The 16,154-nt window shown below is 72.1% G+C and carries 14 protein-coding genes, 2 tRNA genes and 1 pseudogene; 12 read left to right on the top strand and 5 right to left on the bottom strand.

The genetic code is table 11. From position 1 onward, the window contains the following. Nucleotides 1-278: 278 nt before the first annotated feature. Nucleotides 279-793 (top strand): annotated as a pseudogene (locus HL189_RS10235) (transposase). 320 nt (nucleotides 794-1,113) lie between these two features. Here HL189_RS10235 and HL189_RS10230 read toward each other — a convergent pair. After that, nucleotides 1,114-1,187 (bottom strand) — tRNA-Gly (locus HL189_RS10230). 62 nt (nucleotides 1,188-1,249) lie between these two features. Between HL189_RS10230 and HL189_RS10225 the strand changes: the two genes are divergently transcribed. The 5 genes from HL189_RS10225 (at nucleotide 1,250) to clpX (ending at nucleotide 6,079) form a co-directional block, all read left to right on the top strand. Then, a tRNA-Pro gene (locus tag HL189_RS10225) sits at nucleotides 1,250-1,323 on the top strand. Nucleotides 1,324-1,417: 94 nt separating this feature from the next. Beyond that, nucleotides 1,418-2,917 (top strand): trigger factor, encoded by a 1,500-nt coding sequence (tig, locus tag HL189_RS10220; protein WP_369133587.1) that lies wholly within the window; start codon nucleotides 1,418-1,420, stop codon nucleotides 2,915-2,917. A 349-nt stretch (nucleotides 2,918-3,266) separates the two neighbouring features. Next, on the top strand, nucleotides 3,267-3,857 hold the full coding sequence (locus tag HL189_RS10215) for an ATP-dependent Clp protease proteolytic subunit (protein WP_369133790.1): 591 nt from the start codon (nucleotides 3,267-3,269) through the stop codon (nucleotides 3,855-3,857). A 2-nt stretch (nucleotides 3,858-3,859) separates the two neighbouring features. Then, entirely contained in the window at nucleotides 3,860-4,489 is a 630-nt protein-coding gene (locus HL189_RS10210; protein ID WP_222268517.1) for an ATP-dependent Clp protease proteolytic subunit, read from the top strand. A 318-nt stretch (nucleotides 4,490-4,807) separates the two neighbouring features. Then, nucleotides 4,808-6,079: an ATP-dependent Clp protease ATP-binding subunit ClpX gene (clpX, locus tag HL189_RS10205; RefSeq protein ID WP_369133586.1), complete on the top strand. Its 1,272-nt coding sequence runs from the start codon at nucleotides 4,808-4,810 to the stop codon at nucleotides 6,077-6,079. Between the two features lie 39 nt (nucleotides 6,080-6,118). Here the strand turns inward: clpX and HL189_RS10200 are convergent, their stop codons facing one another. After that, complete coding sequence (locus HL189_RS10200) at nucleotides 6,119-6,652, bottom strand: VOC family protein (RefSeq protein ID WP_369133585.1); 534 nt, start codon at nucleotides 6,650-6,652, stop codon at nucleotides 6,119-6,121. 138 nt (nucleotides 6,653-6,790) lie between these two features. Between HL189_RS10200 and HL189_RS10195 the strand changes: the two genes are divergently transcribed. Then, nucleotides 6,791-7,489: a DUF4230 domain-containing protein gene (locus HL189_RS10195; RefSeq protein WP_369133584.1), complete on the top strand. Its 699-nt coding sequence runs from the start codon at nucleotides 6,791-6,793 to the stop codon at nucleotides 7,487-7,489. Between the two features lie 82 nt (nucleotides 7,490-7,571). Here the strand turns inward: HL189_RS10195 and valS are convergent, their stop codons facing one another. Continuing rightward, entirely contained in the window at nucleotides 7,572-10,157 is a 2,586-nt protein-coding gene (valS, locus tag HL189_RS10190; RefSeq protein ID WP_369133583.1) for a valine--tRNA ligase, read from the bottom strand. Nucleotides 10,158-10,176: 19 nt separating this feature from the next. On the opposite strand from valS, the gene HL189_RS10185 reads away from it, so the two are divergent. Then, the gene (locus tag HL189_RS10185) at nucleotides 10,177-11,553 is read left to right on the top strand and encodes a folylpolyglutamate synthase/dihydrofolate synthase family protein (RefSeq protein WP_369133582.1); all 1,377 of its coding nucleotides are present in this window, start codon (nucleotides 10,177-10,179) and stop codon (nucleotides 11,551-11,553) included. A gap of 97 nt (nucleotides 11,554-11,650) precedes the next feature. Further along, entirely contained in the window at nucleotides 11,651-12,034 is a 384-nt protein-coding gene (locus HL189_RS10180) for a DUF4233 domain-containing protein (protein ID WP_369133581.1), read from the top strand. A gap of 15 nt (nucleotides 12,035-12,049) precedes the next feature. On the opposite strand, the gene HL189_RS10175 is transcribed toward HL189_RS10180, so the two are convergent. Both HL189_RS10175 and HL189_RS10170 read right to left on the bottom strand, forming a co-directional pair. Then, complete coding sequence (locus HL189_RS10175) at nucleotides 12,050-12,583, bottom strand: Clp protease N-terminal domain-containing protein (protein WP_369133580.1); 534 nt, start codon at nucleotides 12,581-12,583, stop codon at nucleotides 12,050-12,052. Between the two features lies 1 nt (nucleotide 12,584). Then, entirely contained in the window at nucleotides 12,585-12,809 is a 225-nt protein-coding gene (locus HL189_RS10170; protein WP_222268532.1) for an RNA polymerase subunit sigma-70, read from the bottom strand. A gap of 73 nt (nucleotides 12,810-12,882) precedes the next feature. On the opposite strand from HL189_RS10170, the gene ndk reads away from it, so the two are divergent. From ndk to HL189_RS10155, 3 genes are all read left to right on the top strand, one after another. Next, nucleotides 12,883-13,302 carry a nucleoside-diphosphate kinase gene (ndk, locus tag HL189_RS10165; protein ID WP_369133579.1) on the top strand — a complete coding sequence of 140 codons (420 nt, stop codon included), beginning with the start codon at nucleotides 12,883-12,885 and terminating at the stop codon, nucleotides 13,300-13,302. 73 nt (nucleotides 13,303-13,375) lie between these two features. Beyond that, entirely contained in the window at nucleotides 13,376-15,304 is a 1,929-nt protein-coding gene (locus HL189_RS10160; RefSeq protein WP_369133578.1) for a TIGR03960 family B12-binding radical SAM protein, read from the top strand. Beyond that, entirely contained in the window at nucleotides 15,304-16,071 is a 768-nt protein-coding gene (locus HL189_RS10155; RefSeq protein WP_369133577.1) for a TIGR03936 family radical SAM-associated protein, read from the top strand. The genes HL189_RS10160 and HL189_RS10155 overlap by 1 nt, the downstream gene beginning before the upstream one ends. The last annotated feature ends 83 nt before the right edge of the window (nucleotides 16,072-16,154 follow it).

Raw genomic sequence — 16,154 nt, 5'->3', positions numbered from 1 at the left:
CCGACTCGATCGCGCGGCCGTCCGGTCGGAGCTTGATCGGCAGCCCGGGTTCCCTAACGCGATGTCAGGCGACACCCGTGATCGGTGCATCTGCGGCCCTGGGTTCGACCCGGTCTCCCCGTCGAACCCAGGGGTGGGGGTCTTGACTCGGCGCCGGACGGACAAGCGTGCCTCATGCCTTCCCGCAGTGGACCGCCGATCCGGATGGCTCGACTGGTGGGACGTCCGCGCCGGGGGTGACGTCCCCGCTGGTGGTGTAAGTCCAGGGCACCGGTTGCGTGGGTGATCAGGTGAGGGGGCCATCGTGTGATGGTCAGCGAGACCACGCCAATGGTTCTCGCGGAAGGACACAGCACACGACGGCCTTGGACCAGTCCGCCGTGCTCGAGGTGCTGGAGGCACTGAAGGCCGCCGATGTCGATGACCGGATCCGGTCGGCGGCGACCACGATTTATCAGGCGTTGATCGAGGCCGAGCTGACCGCGGTGATCGGCGTCGCGCCGCACGAGCGCACCGATGCCCGGACCGCGCAGCGCAACGGCTCCCGGGCGCGGATCCTCACGACGACGGCCGGGGATCTGGAGCTGCGCATTCCGAAGCTTGCGCCGGGTCGTTCTTTCCCTCGCTGCTGGAGCGGCGGCGGATCGATCAGGCTCTGTTCGCGGTGGTGATGGAGGCCTATCTGCACGGCGTCTCCACCCGCGAGGTCGATGACCTGGTGCGGGGGGAGGAGCCCACTCTGCGAGCTGCTGCCACCGGGCGGCCGCTCCTGGGGTCCCGCCCGTGCTCTTAGCAGGGTGAGCACCGCCACTCCGGCGAAGCACAGCAGCGCCGGGACGCCGAGCACCGCCCGCAGGTCCTCAGCGGACACCCACGGTCAGGTCCGTCGGCAAGTGCAGGGCTATTGGTTCGAGTCCAACCGGGGAAGCAAAGACGGGATACGTTCCAGCTGTGTCGACGGACTGGGTCTGTCCACGTCGTGCCTCAACCGTGCCTTAAGCACCGGCCAAAGCCGGTGGTCAGCGGTCAGCAGGGGTCAGCACCCTCAAGGCACGGGAGCGGCGCCAAGGCCGCGCTGAGCTGCGCAGACGGGCATACGAGCTGGTCAGTGCGTGGAGCGGGTGACCGGGATCGAACCGGCATGGCCAGCTTGGAAGGCTGGGGCTCTGCCATTGAGCTACACCCGCGTGCACCCGAGGGTGCCTGGACAGGGTACCGGCACGCCCTGGTGCCTACACTCAGCCCGCCACGGGGTGTGGCGCAGCTTGGTAGCGCACCCGCTTTGGGAGCGGGGGGCCGTGGGTTCAAATCCCGCCACCCCGACCGTCGAGAGACGTATCTAGACTCGTGGGGAGCTGCGGCGCCCATCGGGTGCCGCCTCCCACCGTCTGTACCCCGTCATGAGGAGCGCTGCGCTGTGAAGAGCACCATCGAGAACCTGGGCCCGACCCGGGTCCGGCTCGCGATCGAGGTGCCGTGGAGCGACCTCGACCACGCCTTCGGTGAGGTCTACAAGGAGCTCCGCAACCAGGTGCGCGTCCCGGGCTTCCGTCCCGGCAAGGTCCCGAACCGGGTCCTCGACCAGCGCGTCGGCCGTCCCGCCGTCCTCGAGCAGGTCGTCCAGCACGCCGTCCCCGAGGTCTACTCCGAGGCCGTCCGAGAGAACCAGGTCCGCGTCATCAGCCAGCCCGAGGTAGAGGTCACCCGCCTCGAGGACGGCGAGTCCCTGGCCTTCACCGCCGAGGTCGACGTCGCCCCGCAGCTCGAGCTGCCCGCGCTGGACGCCCTGGCCGTGACCGTCGAGGACGTCGAGGTCACCGATGAGGAGATCGACCAGCAGGTCTCCGTCATGCGCGAGCGCTTCGCCACCCTCTCCGGCGTCGAGCGCGCCGCCGAGGACGGCGACTACGTCTCCATCGACCTCGAGGCCACGCTCGACGGCGAGGTCCTCGAGGACGGCAGCACCACCGGCATGTCCTACGAGGTCGGCTCCGGCAACCTGATGGCCGGCCTGGACGACGCCGTCCGCGGGCTGTCCGCCGACGGCACCGCCACCTTCACCACCCCGCTGCTCTCCGGCCCGAACGCCGGCGAGGAGGCCGAGGTCACCGTGACCGTCCGCTCGGTGAAGGCCAAGGAGCTGCCCGAGCTCGACGACGAGTTCGCCACCATGGCCAGCGAGTTCGACACCCTCGACGAGCTGCGCGAGGACGTCCGCACCCGGCTGGCCCGCACCAAGGTCCTGCAGCAGGGCGCCCAGGCCCGCGACAAGCTGGTCGAGCAGCTGCTGGAGGCCACCGAGATCCCGGTGCCGGAGAAGCTGGTCGAGCAGGAGCTCTCCTGGCGCAGCCAGGCCATGGAGCGCGAGCTCCAGCAGGCCGGCATGGACTGGGACGCCTACTTCTCCGCCGCCGGCATCGAGAGCCGTGAGGCGTACGACGCCGAGACCCGGGAGAACGTCGAGCGCGCGGTCAAGACCCAGTTCCTGCTCGACGCGATCGCCGACGCCCGCGAGGTCACCGTCGACAACGAGGACCTCTCAGCGCAGGTCATGGCTCAGGCCCAGCGCAACCGGATGAGCCCGGAGCAGTACGCCCAGCAGCTGCAGCAGGGCGGCAACATCGCCGACTTCGTCGCCGACGTCCGCCGCACCAAGGCGCTCGCCCAGCTGCTCGAGGAGACCACGATCACCGACGCGTCGGGCAACGTCGTCGACCTGGAGGCGCTGCGCCCGCAGACCGTGGCGGCCGGGGACGACGCCGCGACCGACGAGGCCGACGAGGCCGACGAGGTCGAGGACGAGGACGAGGACCCCACGGCCGCCGAGGTCGCCCAGGTCGAGGCCACCGACGCAGCGGTCGCCGCCGCTGACGAGGACGTCGCCACGGCCGGCGACAAGGCCGCCGACAAGGCCTGATCCACCCCCTCGACGCCGCCCGCACCCGCCCCGGGTGCGGGCGGCGTCGTCGTTCCCAGCGGCACGACGCGCGACCCGGCTGCGCCCACGGCGAACACCGGCCCCGACCGGGAAGATGGGTCAGGGGTGCGCGTTAGGGTCGACGTGACACCGACGCCCTCACCGCACCCGAGTCCGGACGCCCCCGGTGCCCGCCTCGTCGGCGAGGACGTCGAGCGCACCCGAGTCCCCCGACCCACCCGTTCCACGACACAGACTGCCGCGCAGTCCTACGGAGGTCACCGAACCCGTGAGCACCACTGACCCGTACCTGGCGAGCACGCCGCTGCTGCGTGCGTCCGCCGGGGGGATGAACCTCAACGACTCGGTCTACGAGCGCCTGCTCCGCGAGCGGATCATCTTCCTGGGCAGCCAGGTCGACGACCCGATCGCCAACCAGCTCTGCGCCCAGATGTTGCTGCTGTCCGCCGAGGACGGCAAGCGCGACATCCACCTGTACATCAACTCGCCCGGCGGCTCGGTCAGCGCCGGCATGGCCATCTACGACACGATGCAGTTCATCGACTGCGACGTCGCCACCTACGGGATGGGCCTGGCCGCGTCGATGGGCCAGTTCCTGCTCACCGCGGGCACCAAGGGCAAGCGCTACGCCCTGCCGCACGCGCGGATCATGATGCACCAGCCGTCCGCCGGCGTCGGCGGCACCGCAGCCGACATCGCCATCCAGGCCGACCTGTTCCGGCGCACCAAGGCCGAGCTCAACGAGCTGCAGGCGCTGCACACCGGTCAGCCGGTCGAGCGGATCGCCGAGGACTCCGACCGCGACCGCTGGTTCACCGCGAAGGAGGCGCTCGAGTACGGGTTCGTCGACCACGTGGTGACCCGAGCCGAGACCATGACCGAGACCGACAACCCGGTCACCGACGGACCGGAGAAGTGACGATGAGCGACTTCCAGATGCCCTCCAGCCGGTACATCCTGCCCTCCTTCGTGGAGCGCACGAGCTACGGCATGAAGGAGAGCAACCCGTACAACAAGCTCTTCGAGGAGCGGATCATCTTCCTCGGGGTGCAGATCGACGACGCCTCGGCCAACGACGTGATGGCCCAGCTGATCACGCTGGAGTCCAACGACCCCGACCGCGACATCACGATCTACATCAACTCGCCCGGTGGCTCGTTCACGGCGCTCACCGCGATCTACGACACGATGATGTTCGTCCGCCCCGACATCCAGACCGTCTGCATGGGCCAGGCCGCCTCCGCGGCCGCCGTCCTGCTCGCGGCCGGGACGCCGGGCAAGCGGCTCGCGCTGCCGTACTCGCGCGTGCTCATCCACCAGCCCTCGGGCGAGGCCGGCGGCCAGGTCACCGACCTGGAGATCCATGCCGCGGAGATCGAGCGGGTGCGCACGCAGATGGAGCAGATCCTGGCCCGGCACACCGGCCAGAGCCAGGAGCAGGTCCGCAAGGACATCGACCGCGACAAGATCCTCACCGCCCAGCAGGCGAAGGACTACGGCATCGTCGACGAGGTCATCGCGAGCCGGAAGCTGAACGCGCTCCCGGCCTGAGGCACCGACCGGGGCGGGCCGGGGCCGCGCGTGTCGCGTCCTCGGCCCGTACCGTTCACCCAACCGCGGCGCTGCGGCCGGCAGTGCCACGGGGAGAGCCGGGGCGGGTGTTACGGGCCGGACGACCGGGGTGAGTCCATCCCCGAGAAGGTCGGCCCCGCCGGGTAGGTTCGGCGAACGCCCGATTCCCCGGTCACTACCGCAGGGTTGTCACCGCAGGGACGATGGGATGCCTGGAACGAAGGCGTCGACAGGGCACCACGCAAGCACGTAGAGGGGACGACGGCGTCGTCCCCACCCGATCTGGAGGTCAGCCAGGTGGCACGTATCGGTGAGAGCGGCGACCTGCTCAAGTGCTCGTTCTGCGGGAAGAGCCAGAAGCAGGTCAAGAAGCTCATCGCTGGCCCCGGGGTCTACATCTGCGACGAGTGCATCGACCTCTGCAACGAGATCATCGAGGAGGAGCTCTCGGAGTCGTCGGACCTCAAGTTCGACGAGCTGCCGAAGCCGAAGGAGATCCACGCCTTCCTCGAGCAGTACGTGATCGGCCAGGACAAGGCCAAGCGCACCCTCGCCGTCGCCGTCTACAACCACTACAAGCGGATCCAGGCCGGCGGCGAGCGCGCCCGCGACGAGGGCGTCGAGCTGGCCAAGTCCAACATCCTGCTGATGGGCCCCACCGGATGCGGCAAGACCCACCTCGCGCAGACGCTGGCCCGGATGCTGAACGTGCCCTTCGCGATCGCCGACGCCACCGCGCTGACCGAGGCCGGCTACGTCGGTGAGGACGTCGAGAACATCCTGCTCAAGCTGATCCAGGCCGCCGACTACGACGTGAAGCGCGCCGAGACCGGCATCATCTACATCGACGAGGTCGACAAGATCGCCCGCAAGAGCGAGAACCCGTCGATCACCCGCGACGTCTCCGGTGAGGGCGTGCAGCAGGCGCTGCTGAAGATCCTCGAGGGGACGACGGCGTCGGTGCCGCCGCAGGGCGGCCGCAAGCACCCGCACCAGGAGTTCATCCAGATCGACACCACCAACGTGCTGTTCATCGTGGGTGGCGCGTTCGCCGGCCTGGACAAGGTCATCGAGCAGCGGATCGGCAAGCAGGGCATCGGCTTCGGCGCCGAGGTCCGCGGCAAGGCCGAGATCGAGGAGGCCAACGCCTTCGCCGAGGTCATGCCCGAGGACCTGCTGAAGTTCGGGATGATCCCCGAGTTCATCGGCCGGCTGCCGGTGATCACCAGCGTGCAGAAGCTGGACCGGGAGGCGCTGATCAACATCCTCACCGAGCCGAAGAACGCCCTGGTGCGCCAGTACCGGCGGCTGTTCGAGCTCGACGGCGTGGAGCTGGAGTTCACCGACGACGCGCTCGAGGCCATCGCGGACCAGGCGATCCTCCGCGGCACCGGCGCCCGTGGCCTGCGGGCGATCATGGAGGAGGTGCTCCAGTCGGTGATGTACGACGTCCCCAGCCGGGACGACGTCGCCACCGTCGTCATCACCAAGGACGTCGTCCTGGAGCACGTCAACCCGACGATCGTGCCCCGCAAGCCGGCCCGCGCCCCGCGGGAGAAGAGCGCCTGACGGCCACCTCTGCGCACGGAGGCCCATGACCCTGTCGGGTCATGGGCCTCCGTGCGTCCGCGCCCGTGGTGCGGCCAGCTCGGCCCGCAGCGACTCCTGCACGTACGTCATCGCCGCCTGCGCGGCCGGGTCGGCGAAGCGGGCGGCGAGCTCGGCGGCGGCCACGTCCGCGAAGCGCTCGTGCAGCCACCACAGGTGCCCCTGCGGGTCCCGGACCCGTGCGACCCGCTCGCCGAACGCCAACTCCGTCGGATCGGTGACGGCGCGCGCCCCGGCCGCCACGGCCCGGTCGAACGCCGTCCGCACGTCTGCCACGTACACCCGCAGGTGCGCGGGGGTGGCCGGCCAGTCGGCGGCGCTGTCGAAGAGCAGGACGACCGCGTCCCCGATCTCCACCTCGGCATGGCCGATCCGGCCGTCGGGGCCGAGCATCCGCGACCCCGGCGTCTCCCGAGCGCCGAACGCCGCGCCGAGGAACGCGATCTCCGCGGCGGTGTCCCGGCTGATGACCCAGGGGTCGACGCGCGAGTACCGGGCGGGGACGCGGACCGCCGCCTCGTGGTCATCGATCATGGCGGGACGGTCCCACGACCCACCGACGACGACGAGGGGTCCGGCCGGCCGCATGACACGCCGCCGGTGCGGGAACAGGATCGGTGAGTTGCCCGCTGTTCATCTGGAGCCGCCGAGCGAGCAGGGAGATCAGCGCTGATGCCGATGCTGCTGCAGGACCGGGACGTCCAGGGCCCGACCACGACCCGCCGGCCGCGCGGCCGTCGTCTCCTCGCGGCGGGGATCGGGGTGGCCGTCGCCGTTCCGCTCGCCGGGCTGGCGGTCGACCGGTTCACCGGCTGGGACCCGTTCGGGCAGGAGGTCGTCGACCGCAGCACGACCCCGTTGCTGCTGGCGCTGGACGACCTGCACGAGTACCACGCCGCGACCGGCACCTTCCAGGTCGTGATCGACCAGGAGCGCGACACCCCCTACGTCCCGTCGGTGCTCAGCGGCGAGCGGACCACCCTGCTGGCGACCGGGACCGTCGACGCCTACGTCGATCTCGAGGACCTGGGCGCGGACCGCGTGACGCTCTCGGCGGACGGCGGGTCGGCGACGATCGTGCTGCCGGCGCCGCGGCTGGCGGAGCCGCGGGTCGACCCGACCGAGAGCCGGGTGCTCGACCGTGACCGCGGGCTGCTGGAGCGGGTCGGTGACGCGATCGAGGACGATCCGGTCGACGACAGCGCGCTGTACGCCGAGGCCGAGCAGCGGCTGGCCGCTGCGGCGGCGGAGAGCGACCTGACCGACCGCGCGGCGGACAACACCCGGACGATGCTCACCACCCTGGCCGGGTCGCTCGGGGTGGAGGACGTCACCGTGACGTTCGAGCCCGCCCCCGGCGCCGCGGGCTGAACCGCGCCTGCTCTGAGGCGTGCGCTGAGGCCGGGTTCCTCGACGGGTAACCCGGCCTCAGCGCACACCGTGGAACGGGGGGTCAGGACTCCGCGGGCTCGGCGAGGACGACGTCCACGGTCAGCGGCCCCTCACCGGCGACCACGCTCAATGAGGCGATCCGCCCGGCCGAGGTGAGGTCCACCCGGGCCGCCTCGACCAGCGCCACCTGCGCCTCCGGGGCGCTCACCGTGGCCGTGGCGACGTCGGCCCGCATCGACTGCTTGGCCTCGGACTTCGCCTTGCGCACCGCGGCCAGCGCCTCGGCGGCCACCGTGGGCACCGCCGGGTCCCCGCCGGCCGGCAGCTCGGCAGCCGTGGGCCACAGCGCCCGGTGCACCGAGCCGCTCTGCCACCACGACCAGACCTCCTCGGTCACGAAAGGCAGCACCGGCGCGAACAGCCGCAGCTGCACCGACAGCGCCAGCGCCAGCGTCGCCTGGGCCGAGCGGGCGGCGTCCCCGGTGGAGTAGGCGCGGGACTTCACCAGCTCCACGTAGTCGTCGCAGAACGACCAGAAGAACGCCTCGCTGACCTCCAGGGCGCGGGTGTAGTTGTAGGCCTCCATCGCCGCGGTGGCCTCCTCGACCACCGTAGCCAGCGTGGCCAGCAGTCCCCGGTCGATCGGCTCGGTGACCTGCTCGGCCGACAGGCCCGCCGAGGCGCCGAGCCCGAGCACGAACTTCCCGACGTTGAGGATCTTGATGGCCAGCCGGCGGCCGACCTTCATCTGCGCCTCGTCGAACGGCGAGTCCGCCCCCGGCCGGGCACCGGCGGCCCGCCAGCGCACCGCGTCGGAGCCGTAGCGCTCCAGCACGTCCAGCGGCGTGGTCGCGTTGCCCTTGGACTTGGACATCTTCTTGCGGTCGGGGTCGACCACGAACCCGGAGATCGCCGCGTGCGACCACGGCACGGTGCCGAACTCGTAGTGCGACCGGACGACGGTGGAGAACAGCCAGGTCCGGATGATGTCGTGCGCCTGGGGCCGCAGGTCCATCGGGAACACGTGCGCGAAGAGCTCCGGGTCGGTGTCCCAGCCCGACGCCACCTGCGGGGACAGCGACGAGGTGGCCCAGGTGTCCATGACGTCCGGGTCGGCCATGAACCCGCCCGGGACGCCGCGCTGGGACTCGTCGAAGCCGGGCGGGACGTCGGACGACGGGTCGACCGGCAGCGACGCCTCGTCGGCGAGGATCGGGTCGTCGTACGAAGGCTCGCCCTCGGGGTCCAGCCGGTACCAGACCGGGAACGGGACACCGAAGAACCGCTGGCGGCTGATCAGCCAGTCGCCGTTGAGGCCCTCCACCCAGTTCTCGTACCGGTGCCGCATGTGCTCGGGGACCCACTGGATCTCCCGGCCGCGGGCCAGCAGCGCCTCGCGCAGGTCGGCGTCCCGGCCACCGTTGCGGATGTACCACTGCCGCGTGGTGACGATCTCCAGCGGGCGCTCGCCCTTCTCGAAGAACTTCACCGGGTGGGTGATCGGCGTCGGGTCGCCGTCCAGGTCGCCGGACTCCCGCAGCAGCTCCACGATCCGCTGCTGCGCGCTGAACACCGTCTTGCCGGCCAGCTCGCCGTAGACCCCCGAGGGCACCCCGGCCGGCGGGTCCGCGACCAGCCGGCCGTCCCAGCCCACCACCGGGCGGGTGGGCAGCTGCAGCTCCCGCCACCAGGTGACGTCGTTGAGGTCGCCGAAGGTGCAGATCATCGCGATGCCCGAGCCCTTGTCCGGCTCGGCCAGCCGGTGCGCCACCACGGGCACCTCGACGTCGAACAGCGGCGTCCGCACGGTCTGCCCGAACAGCGGCTGGTAGCGCTCGTCGTCCGGGTGGGCGACCAGCGCGACGCAGGCCGGCAGCAGCTCGGGGCGGGTCGTCTCGATGAACACCGGGCCGTCCGCGGAGGAGAACGAGATCCGGTGGTAGGCACCGGGGCGCTCGCGGTCCTCAAGCTCGGCCTGGGCCACCGCGGTGCGGAAGGTGACGTCCCAGAGGGTCGGGGCCTCCTGGGCGTAGGCCTCGCCGCGGGCCAGGTTGTGCAGGAACATCCGCTGGGCGGTGGCCCGGGAGGACGCCGAGATGGTCCGGTAGACGTTGTTCCAGTCCACCGACAGCGCGACCCGCCGCCACAGCTCCTCGAAGGCGGCCTCGTCGACCGCGGTGAGCCGCTCGCACAGCTCGACGAAGTTGCGCCGGGAGATCGGCTGCTGGTCCTTACCGGGCTTGGCGGGCGGCTCGAACCCCGGGTCGTAGGGGAGCGAGGGGTCGCAGCGGACGCCGTAGTAGTTCTGCACCCGGCGCTCGGTGGGCAGGCCGTTGTCGTCCCAGCCCATCGGGTAGAAGACGTGCCGCCCGCGCATCCGCTGGTAGCGGGCGACGATGTCGGTGTGCGTGTAGCTGAACACGTGCCCGACGTGCAGCGACCCGCTGGCCGTCGGCGGCGGGGTGTCGATGGCGAAGGTGTCCTCGCGGGGGGCGGCCAGTGCCGCCGCCCGGTCGAAGCCGTAGGTGTCCTCGGCGGCCCAGCGGGCGACCCACTTGCCCTCGAGGCCGTCCAGGGAGGGCTTCTCGGGTACGGCGCCCGACGCTCCCGGGGCGGTGCTGTCCGGGGCGCGGGTGTCGGTGACCATGACTGGCATCCTAGGAGCGGTGAGCACCTCCACTTCCCCAGGGCAGGCAGCCGCGGGCCCCGAGCTGGCCAGGGTCGAGCAGGCGCTCCTCGCGCGCTGGCCCGAGAGCCGGCTTGAGCCCTCGCTGGCCCGCATCACCGCGCTGGTCGACCTGCTGGGCTCGCCGCACCGCGCGTTCCCCGTCGTCCAGGTCACCGGCACCAACGGGAAGACGACGACGGCCCGCATGATCGACGAGCTGCTGCGCGGCTTCGGGCTCCGGGTGGGCCGGTTCACCAGCCCGCACCTGGAGTCGATCCGCGAGCGGATCGTGATCGACGGGGAGCCGATCAGCGCGGAGCGCTTCGTCGAGGTGCACGACGACGTCGCCCCCTACGTGCAGATGGTCGACGCGGGCGGTGACGTCCCCATGTCGTTCTTCGAGGTCATGGTGGCGCTGGCCTACGCCGCATTCGCCGAGACGCCGGTGGACGTCGCCGTGGTCGAGGTGGGCATGGGCGGCACCTGGGACGCCACCAACGTGGTGGACGCGAAGGTCGCCGTCGTCACCCCGGTGGCGCTGGACCACGCCGAGTACCTGGGCCCCGACGTGGCCACGATCGCCACCGAGAAGGCCGGGATCATCAAGCCCGAGTCGATCGCGGTGCTCGCCCACCAGCCGGCCGGCGCCCTGGAGGCCCTGGTGCGCCGGGCGATCGAGGTCGAGGCCACCGTCGCCCGGGAGGGCACCGAGTTCGGCGTGCTGGAGCGGCGGGTCGCCGTCGGCGGCCAGCAGGTCCGCCTGCAGGGGCTGGGCGGCGAGTACGACGAGGTCTACCTGCCGCTGTTCGGGGCGCACCAGGCGCAGAACGCCGCGGTCGCGCTCGCCGCGGTCGAGGCGTTCCTCGGCGCCGGGGCGGCCAGCGGGCCGGTGGCCCAGGACGTCGTCCAGGAGGGGTTCGCCGCCGTCCGCTCGCCCGGCCGCCTGGAGCGGGTGCGCAGCTCGCCGACCGTGCTGGTGGACGCCGCGCACAACCCGGCGGGGATGACCGCGACCGTCGAGGCCGTCCGGGAGTCCTTCGACTTCACCCGGCTGGTCGGCGTCGTGGGCTGCGTCCGGGGCAAGGACGTGTCCGGGATCCTCGAGGCGCTCGAGCCGCTGTGCGCCGAGCTCGTCGTGACGCAGAACAGCTCCACCCGTGCCCTGCCCGCCGACGAGCTGGGGGCGCTGGCCGTCGACGTGTTCGGCGCCGACCGGGTCAGCGTCTCGCCGCGGCTGCCCGAGGCGCTCACCGAGGCGATCGAGCTGGCCGAGGCCGGCCCGGACGACGCCCTGGGCGGATCCGGCGTGCTGGTGACCGGCAGCGTGATCACGGCGGGGGAGGCCCGCACCCTGCTGGCCGGCCGGCGCACGTGACCGAGCTCGCGAGGTCACGCATGAGCACAGCACCTGGGGTCACGGTCGCGACGAGCTGGGGGCACCTCCCGCTTGCGGGGGACAGCGAGGAGCGGTCGTGACCTCGCCGGACAAGCCCCGGGCCGCCCGCGCGCTCGGCGGTGGCGCAGCGGCGATCCTGCTGCTGGAGGGCATCGCCGTCCTGTTCGTGCCGCGCGGCATCGCCCAGACCGGCGAGGGGCTCACGACCACCCGGCTGGTCCTGCTGCTCACCCTCGCGGCGCTGCTGGTGCTGGCGAGCGGGGTGCAGCGCCGTCCGCAGGGCCTCGTCATCGGCACGGCGCTGCAGGTGCCGCTGCTGCTGACCGGCCTGCTCGGCTCGGCCATGTGGCTGGTCGGCGGGGTGTTCGTGCTGATTTGGTTGTACCTGCTGCAGATCCGCAAGGAGCTGGTCGGCAGCCCGTTCGGCCCGCCGCCGGCCGATCCGCCGGCGGCGGGCTGAGCCCAGGCGGCGGGCTCAGGCGGCGGACGAGTCGCCGAGCTGCCCCTCGAGCGACCCGCGGGCCACCCCGAGCTCGGCCAGGACCCGCTGCACCAGCGGGTCGGCCACCGCGAGGACGCCGAGCAGCACGTGCCCGCTGTCGATCGCCCCGCCGCGGCGGCGGCCACGGCGCAGGACGGCGCGCAGCGACTCCTCCAGGGCGCGCTTGCTCCCGTCGGCGAACGGGATGTGCCCGCCCGGCTCCGGCTTGCCCTGCTCCAGCGCACCCGGCCCGAACGCCGCCTCGGCCGCGGCGCGCACCTGCTCCAGGTCGATCCCGAACGCGGCCAGGGCGTCGGCGTCCAGCGGGCTCCCCGCCCGGACGACGGCGGACCGGGCCGACTCGTGGTCGACGCCGCACGAGCGCAGCGCGGCACCGCCCCTGCTGTCGTCCTCGGTGAGCGCCAGGAGGAGGTGCACCGGCTCGATCTTCTCGGCGCGCAGCTCACGGGCCTCGGCCTGGGCGCCGACGACCACGCGCCGGGCCTCCTGCGTGAAGCGTTCGAACACCTCAGTCGTCCTTCCTGCTGCGGGCGTGCTTCTTGTGGACGGCCTGCCGGGTGACGCCGAGGGCCTCGGCGATCTGCTGCCACGACCAGCCGCGTCCCCTGGCGTTGCCGACCTGGAGGACCTCCAGGCGGTCGGCGAGCTCGCGGAGGGCACGGATGGCGCGCAGGCCGACCGCTGGGTCGTCGGCGGCGGCCGCGGTGGTCACGTCGGTGGTGGGTCCGGCCATGACGTCAACATAGGTTGACGTAGCGCAGATGTCAACATGGGTTGACGTGCGGGTTCCCGTACGCTCCCGCAGCGTGTCCGCACCCAACGCTGAACGCACGCTCGTCCTCGTCAAGCCCGACGGCGTCGCCCGCGGCCTGGTCGGCCAGGTGATCGCCCGGCTGGAGGCCAAGGGCCTGCGCCTGGTCGCCGCCGAGCTGCGCACCCTGACCGCCGAGGTCGCCGAGACCCACTACGCCGAGCACCGCGAGCGGCCGTTCTTCGGCTCGCTCGTGGAGTTCATCACCAGCGCCCCGCTGGTGGCCCTGGTCGTCGAGGGTCCGCGCGCCATCGAGGCGTTCCGCGCCCTCGCCGGCGCAACCGACCCGGTGAAGGCCGCGCCCGGCACCATCCGCGGCGACTTCGCCCTCGAGGTCCAGTCCAACATCGTGCACGGCTCGGACTCCCCGGAGTCCGCGGCCCGGGAGATCGAGCTCTTCTTCCCCGGCCTCTGAGCCCAGGGGCGGCCATGTTGGCCAACATGGCCGCCCGGGACCGGGGGGAGGGGGCGGCTACCCTGGACAGGTCATGACTGGTGAGTCCCTGTACCCCCGCCTCGAGCCGTTGCTGGCCCAGGTCCAGAAGCCGATCCAGTACGTCGGCGGTGAGCTCAACGCCCAGGTGAAGCCCTGGGACGACGTCGCCGTCCACTGGGCGCTGATGTACCCCGACGCCTACGAGGTGGGGCTGCCCAACCAGGGCCTCATGATCCTGTACGAGGTGCTCAACGAGCGCCCCGACGCCCTCGCCGAGCGCACCTACGCGGTCTGGCCCGACCTCGCCGCCCTCATGCGCGAGCACGGCGTCGGGCAGTTCACCGTCGACGCGCACCGGGCGGTCCGCGACTTCGACGTGCTCGGGGTCAGCTTCGCCACCGAGCTGGGCTACACGAACCTGCTCGAGGCGCTCGACCTCGCCGGGGTCCCGCTGCACGCGGTCGACCGCGACGAGAGCCACCCGGTCGTCGTCGCCGGCGGCCACGCCGCCTTCAACCCCGAGCCGATCAGCGACTTCGTCGACTGCGCGGTGCTCGGGGACGGCGAGCAGGTGGTCGGCGACATCACCGACGTCGTCGCCGCCTGGAAGCAGCAGGGCCGCCCCGGTGGGCGGGTCGAGCTGCTGGCCCGGCTGGCCCGCGTCGACGGGGTCTACGTGCCGCGCTTCTACGCGGTCACCTACAACGGTGACGGCGCGATCGCCGGGGTGCTGCGCACCCGCGACGACGTCCCGGCCCGGGTCGGCAAGCGCACGGTGATGGACCTCGACGAGTGGCCGTACCCGAAGCAGCCGCTGGTGCCGCTGGCCGAGAGCGTGCACGAGCGGATGAGCGTGGAGATCTTCCGCGGCTGCACCCGCGGCTGCCGGTTCTGCCAGGCCGGGATGATCACCCGCCCGGTGCGCGAGCGCACGATCACCGGGATCGGCTCGATGGTCGAGCAGGGGCTCCAGGCCACCGGCTACGAGGAGGTCGGGCTGCTCTCGCTCTCCAGCGCCGACCACTCGGAGATCGGCCAGATCGCCAAGGAGCTGGCCGACCGCTACGAGGGCACCAACACCGGGCTCTCCCTGCCCAGCACCCGGGTCGACGCGTTCAACGTCACCCTGGCCAACGAGCTGTCCCGCAACGGCCGGCGCAGCGGGCTCACCTTCGCCCCCGAGGGCGGCAGCGAGCGGATCCGCCGGGTGATCAACAAGACCGTGTCCAAGGAGGACCTGGTCCGCACGGTCACCACGGCCTACGCCAACGGCTGGACCCAGGTGAAGCTCTACTTCATGTGCGGTCTGCCCACCGAGACCGACGAGGACGTGCTGGAGATCGCCGACCTGGCGGTCGAGGTCATCCGGGCCGGCCGGGAGGCCAGCGGCCGGAAGGACATCCGCTGCACGGTCTCCATCGGTGGCTTCGTGCCCAAGCCGCACACCCCGTTCCAGTGGGCCGGGCAGGCCAGCGCCGACACCATCGACTCCCGGCTCAAGCTGCTCCGGGAGGCGATCAACAGCGACCGGCGCATCGGCCGCTCCATCGGCCTGCGCTACCACGACGGCAAGCCCGGGGTGATCGAGGGGCTCCTCTCCCGCGGCGACCGCCGCGTGGGCCGGGTCATCGAGCGCGTCTGGCGGGACGGCGGCCACTTCGACGGCTGGAGCGAGCACTTCTCCTACGACCGGTGGACGACGGCCGCCACCGAGGAGCTGGCGCCCTTCGGCGTCGACCTGGACTGGTTCACCACCCGCGAGCGCACCGAGGACGAGGTGTTGCCCTGGGACCACCTGGACTCCGGGCTGGACAAGGAATGGCTCTGGGAGGACTGGCAGGAGGCGATCTCCGAGGAGGAGGTCGGCGACTGCCGTTGGACCGGCTGCTACGACTGCGGGGTCTGCCCGACCATGGGCACCGAGATCCAGATCGGCCCCACCGGCCGGAGCCTCTTGCCGCTGACCGTGGTCGGGCGCTAGTGGCCCGCCAGCCCGACGGTCCGCCCCCGCCGCCCACCGTCCAGCGGCTCCGGCTGCGCTACACCAAGCGCGGCCCGCTCCGCTTCGCCTCCCACCGGGACCTGGCCCGGGCGCTGGAGCGGGCGCTGCGCCGGGCGCAGGTGCCGATGGCCTACTCCGCGGGCTTCAGCCCGCACCCGAAGATCAGCTACATCGGGGCGGCGCCGACCGGGGCGGCGTCGGAGGCCGAGTACGTCGAGATCGGCCTGGCCGGCCGCCGGGATCCCGAGGCGGTGCGCGCCGCGCTCGACGCGTCGCTGCCGCCGGGGATCGACGTGGTCGAGTGCGTGGAGGCGGTCGAGGGCAGCGGCTCGCTCGCCGACCGCATGGAGGCCACCCGCTGGCGCGTCGACCTGCCCGGGGTCGAGCCGGAGGCGCTGGTCGCGGCGGTGGAGGAGTTCCTGGCGCGGGAGGTCGTGCTCGTCGCCAAGCGCACCAAGAACGGCACCAAGGACGTCGACACCCGCGCCGCCGTCGTCCGCGCCCGGGTCTCCGGAGAGGCAGGTTGTGCCATACTGCACATGGTCGTACGGCAGCTCACGCCGACCGTGCGGCCGGACGACGTGATGGCCGCTCTGGCTGCCGTCGCCGACTTGCGCCCGCACACGCCCCCCCGGGCCGTGCGAGAGGCGCAGGGCCGGCTCGACGACAGCGGTGACGTCGCCGATCCGCTCGGGCCCGACCGTGCGGTGCGCTCCTGCTGCCAGGAGGAGCGCGCGCAGGTCTGACCGGCGGAGCCGGAGGCCGGGCGTCGTCGCCGGCACCACGTCTGCCAGCCGTGGCGCACCCCAGATCTCCGCACCACCAGCAC

The organism is Modestobacter sp. I12A-02662 (genome assembly GCF_041028325.1).
Taxonomy (GTDB): Bacteria; Actinomycetota; Actinomycetes; order Mycobacteriales; family Geodermatophilaceae; genus Modestobacter.
The sequence above is the reverse complement of the archived record's forward strand: the minus strand, read 5'-3'. Positions and strand labels throughout refer to the sequence as shown.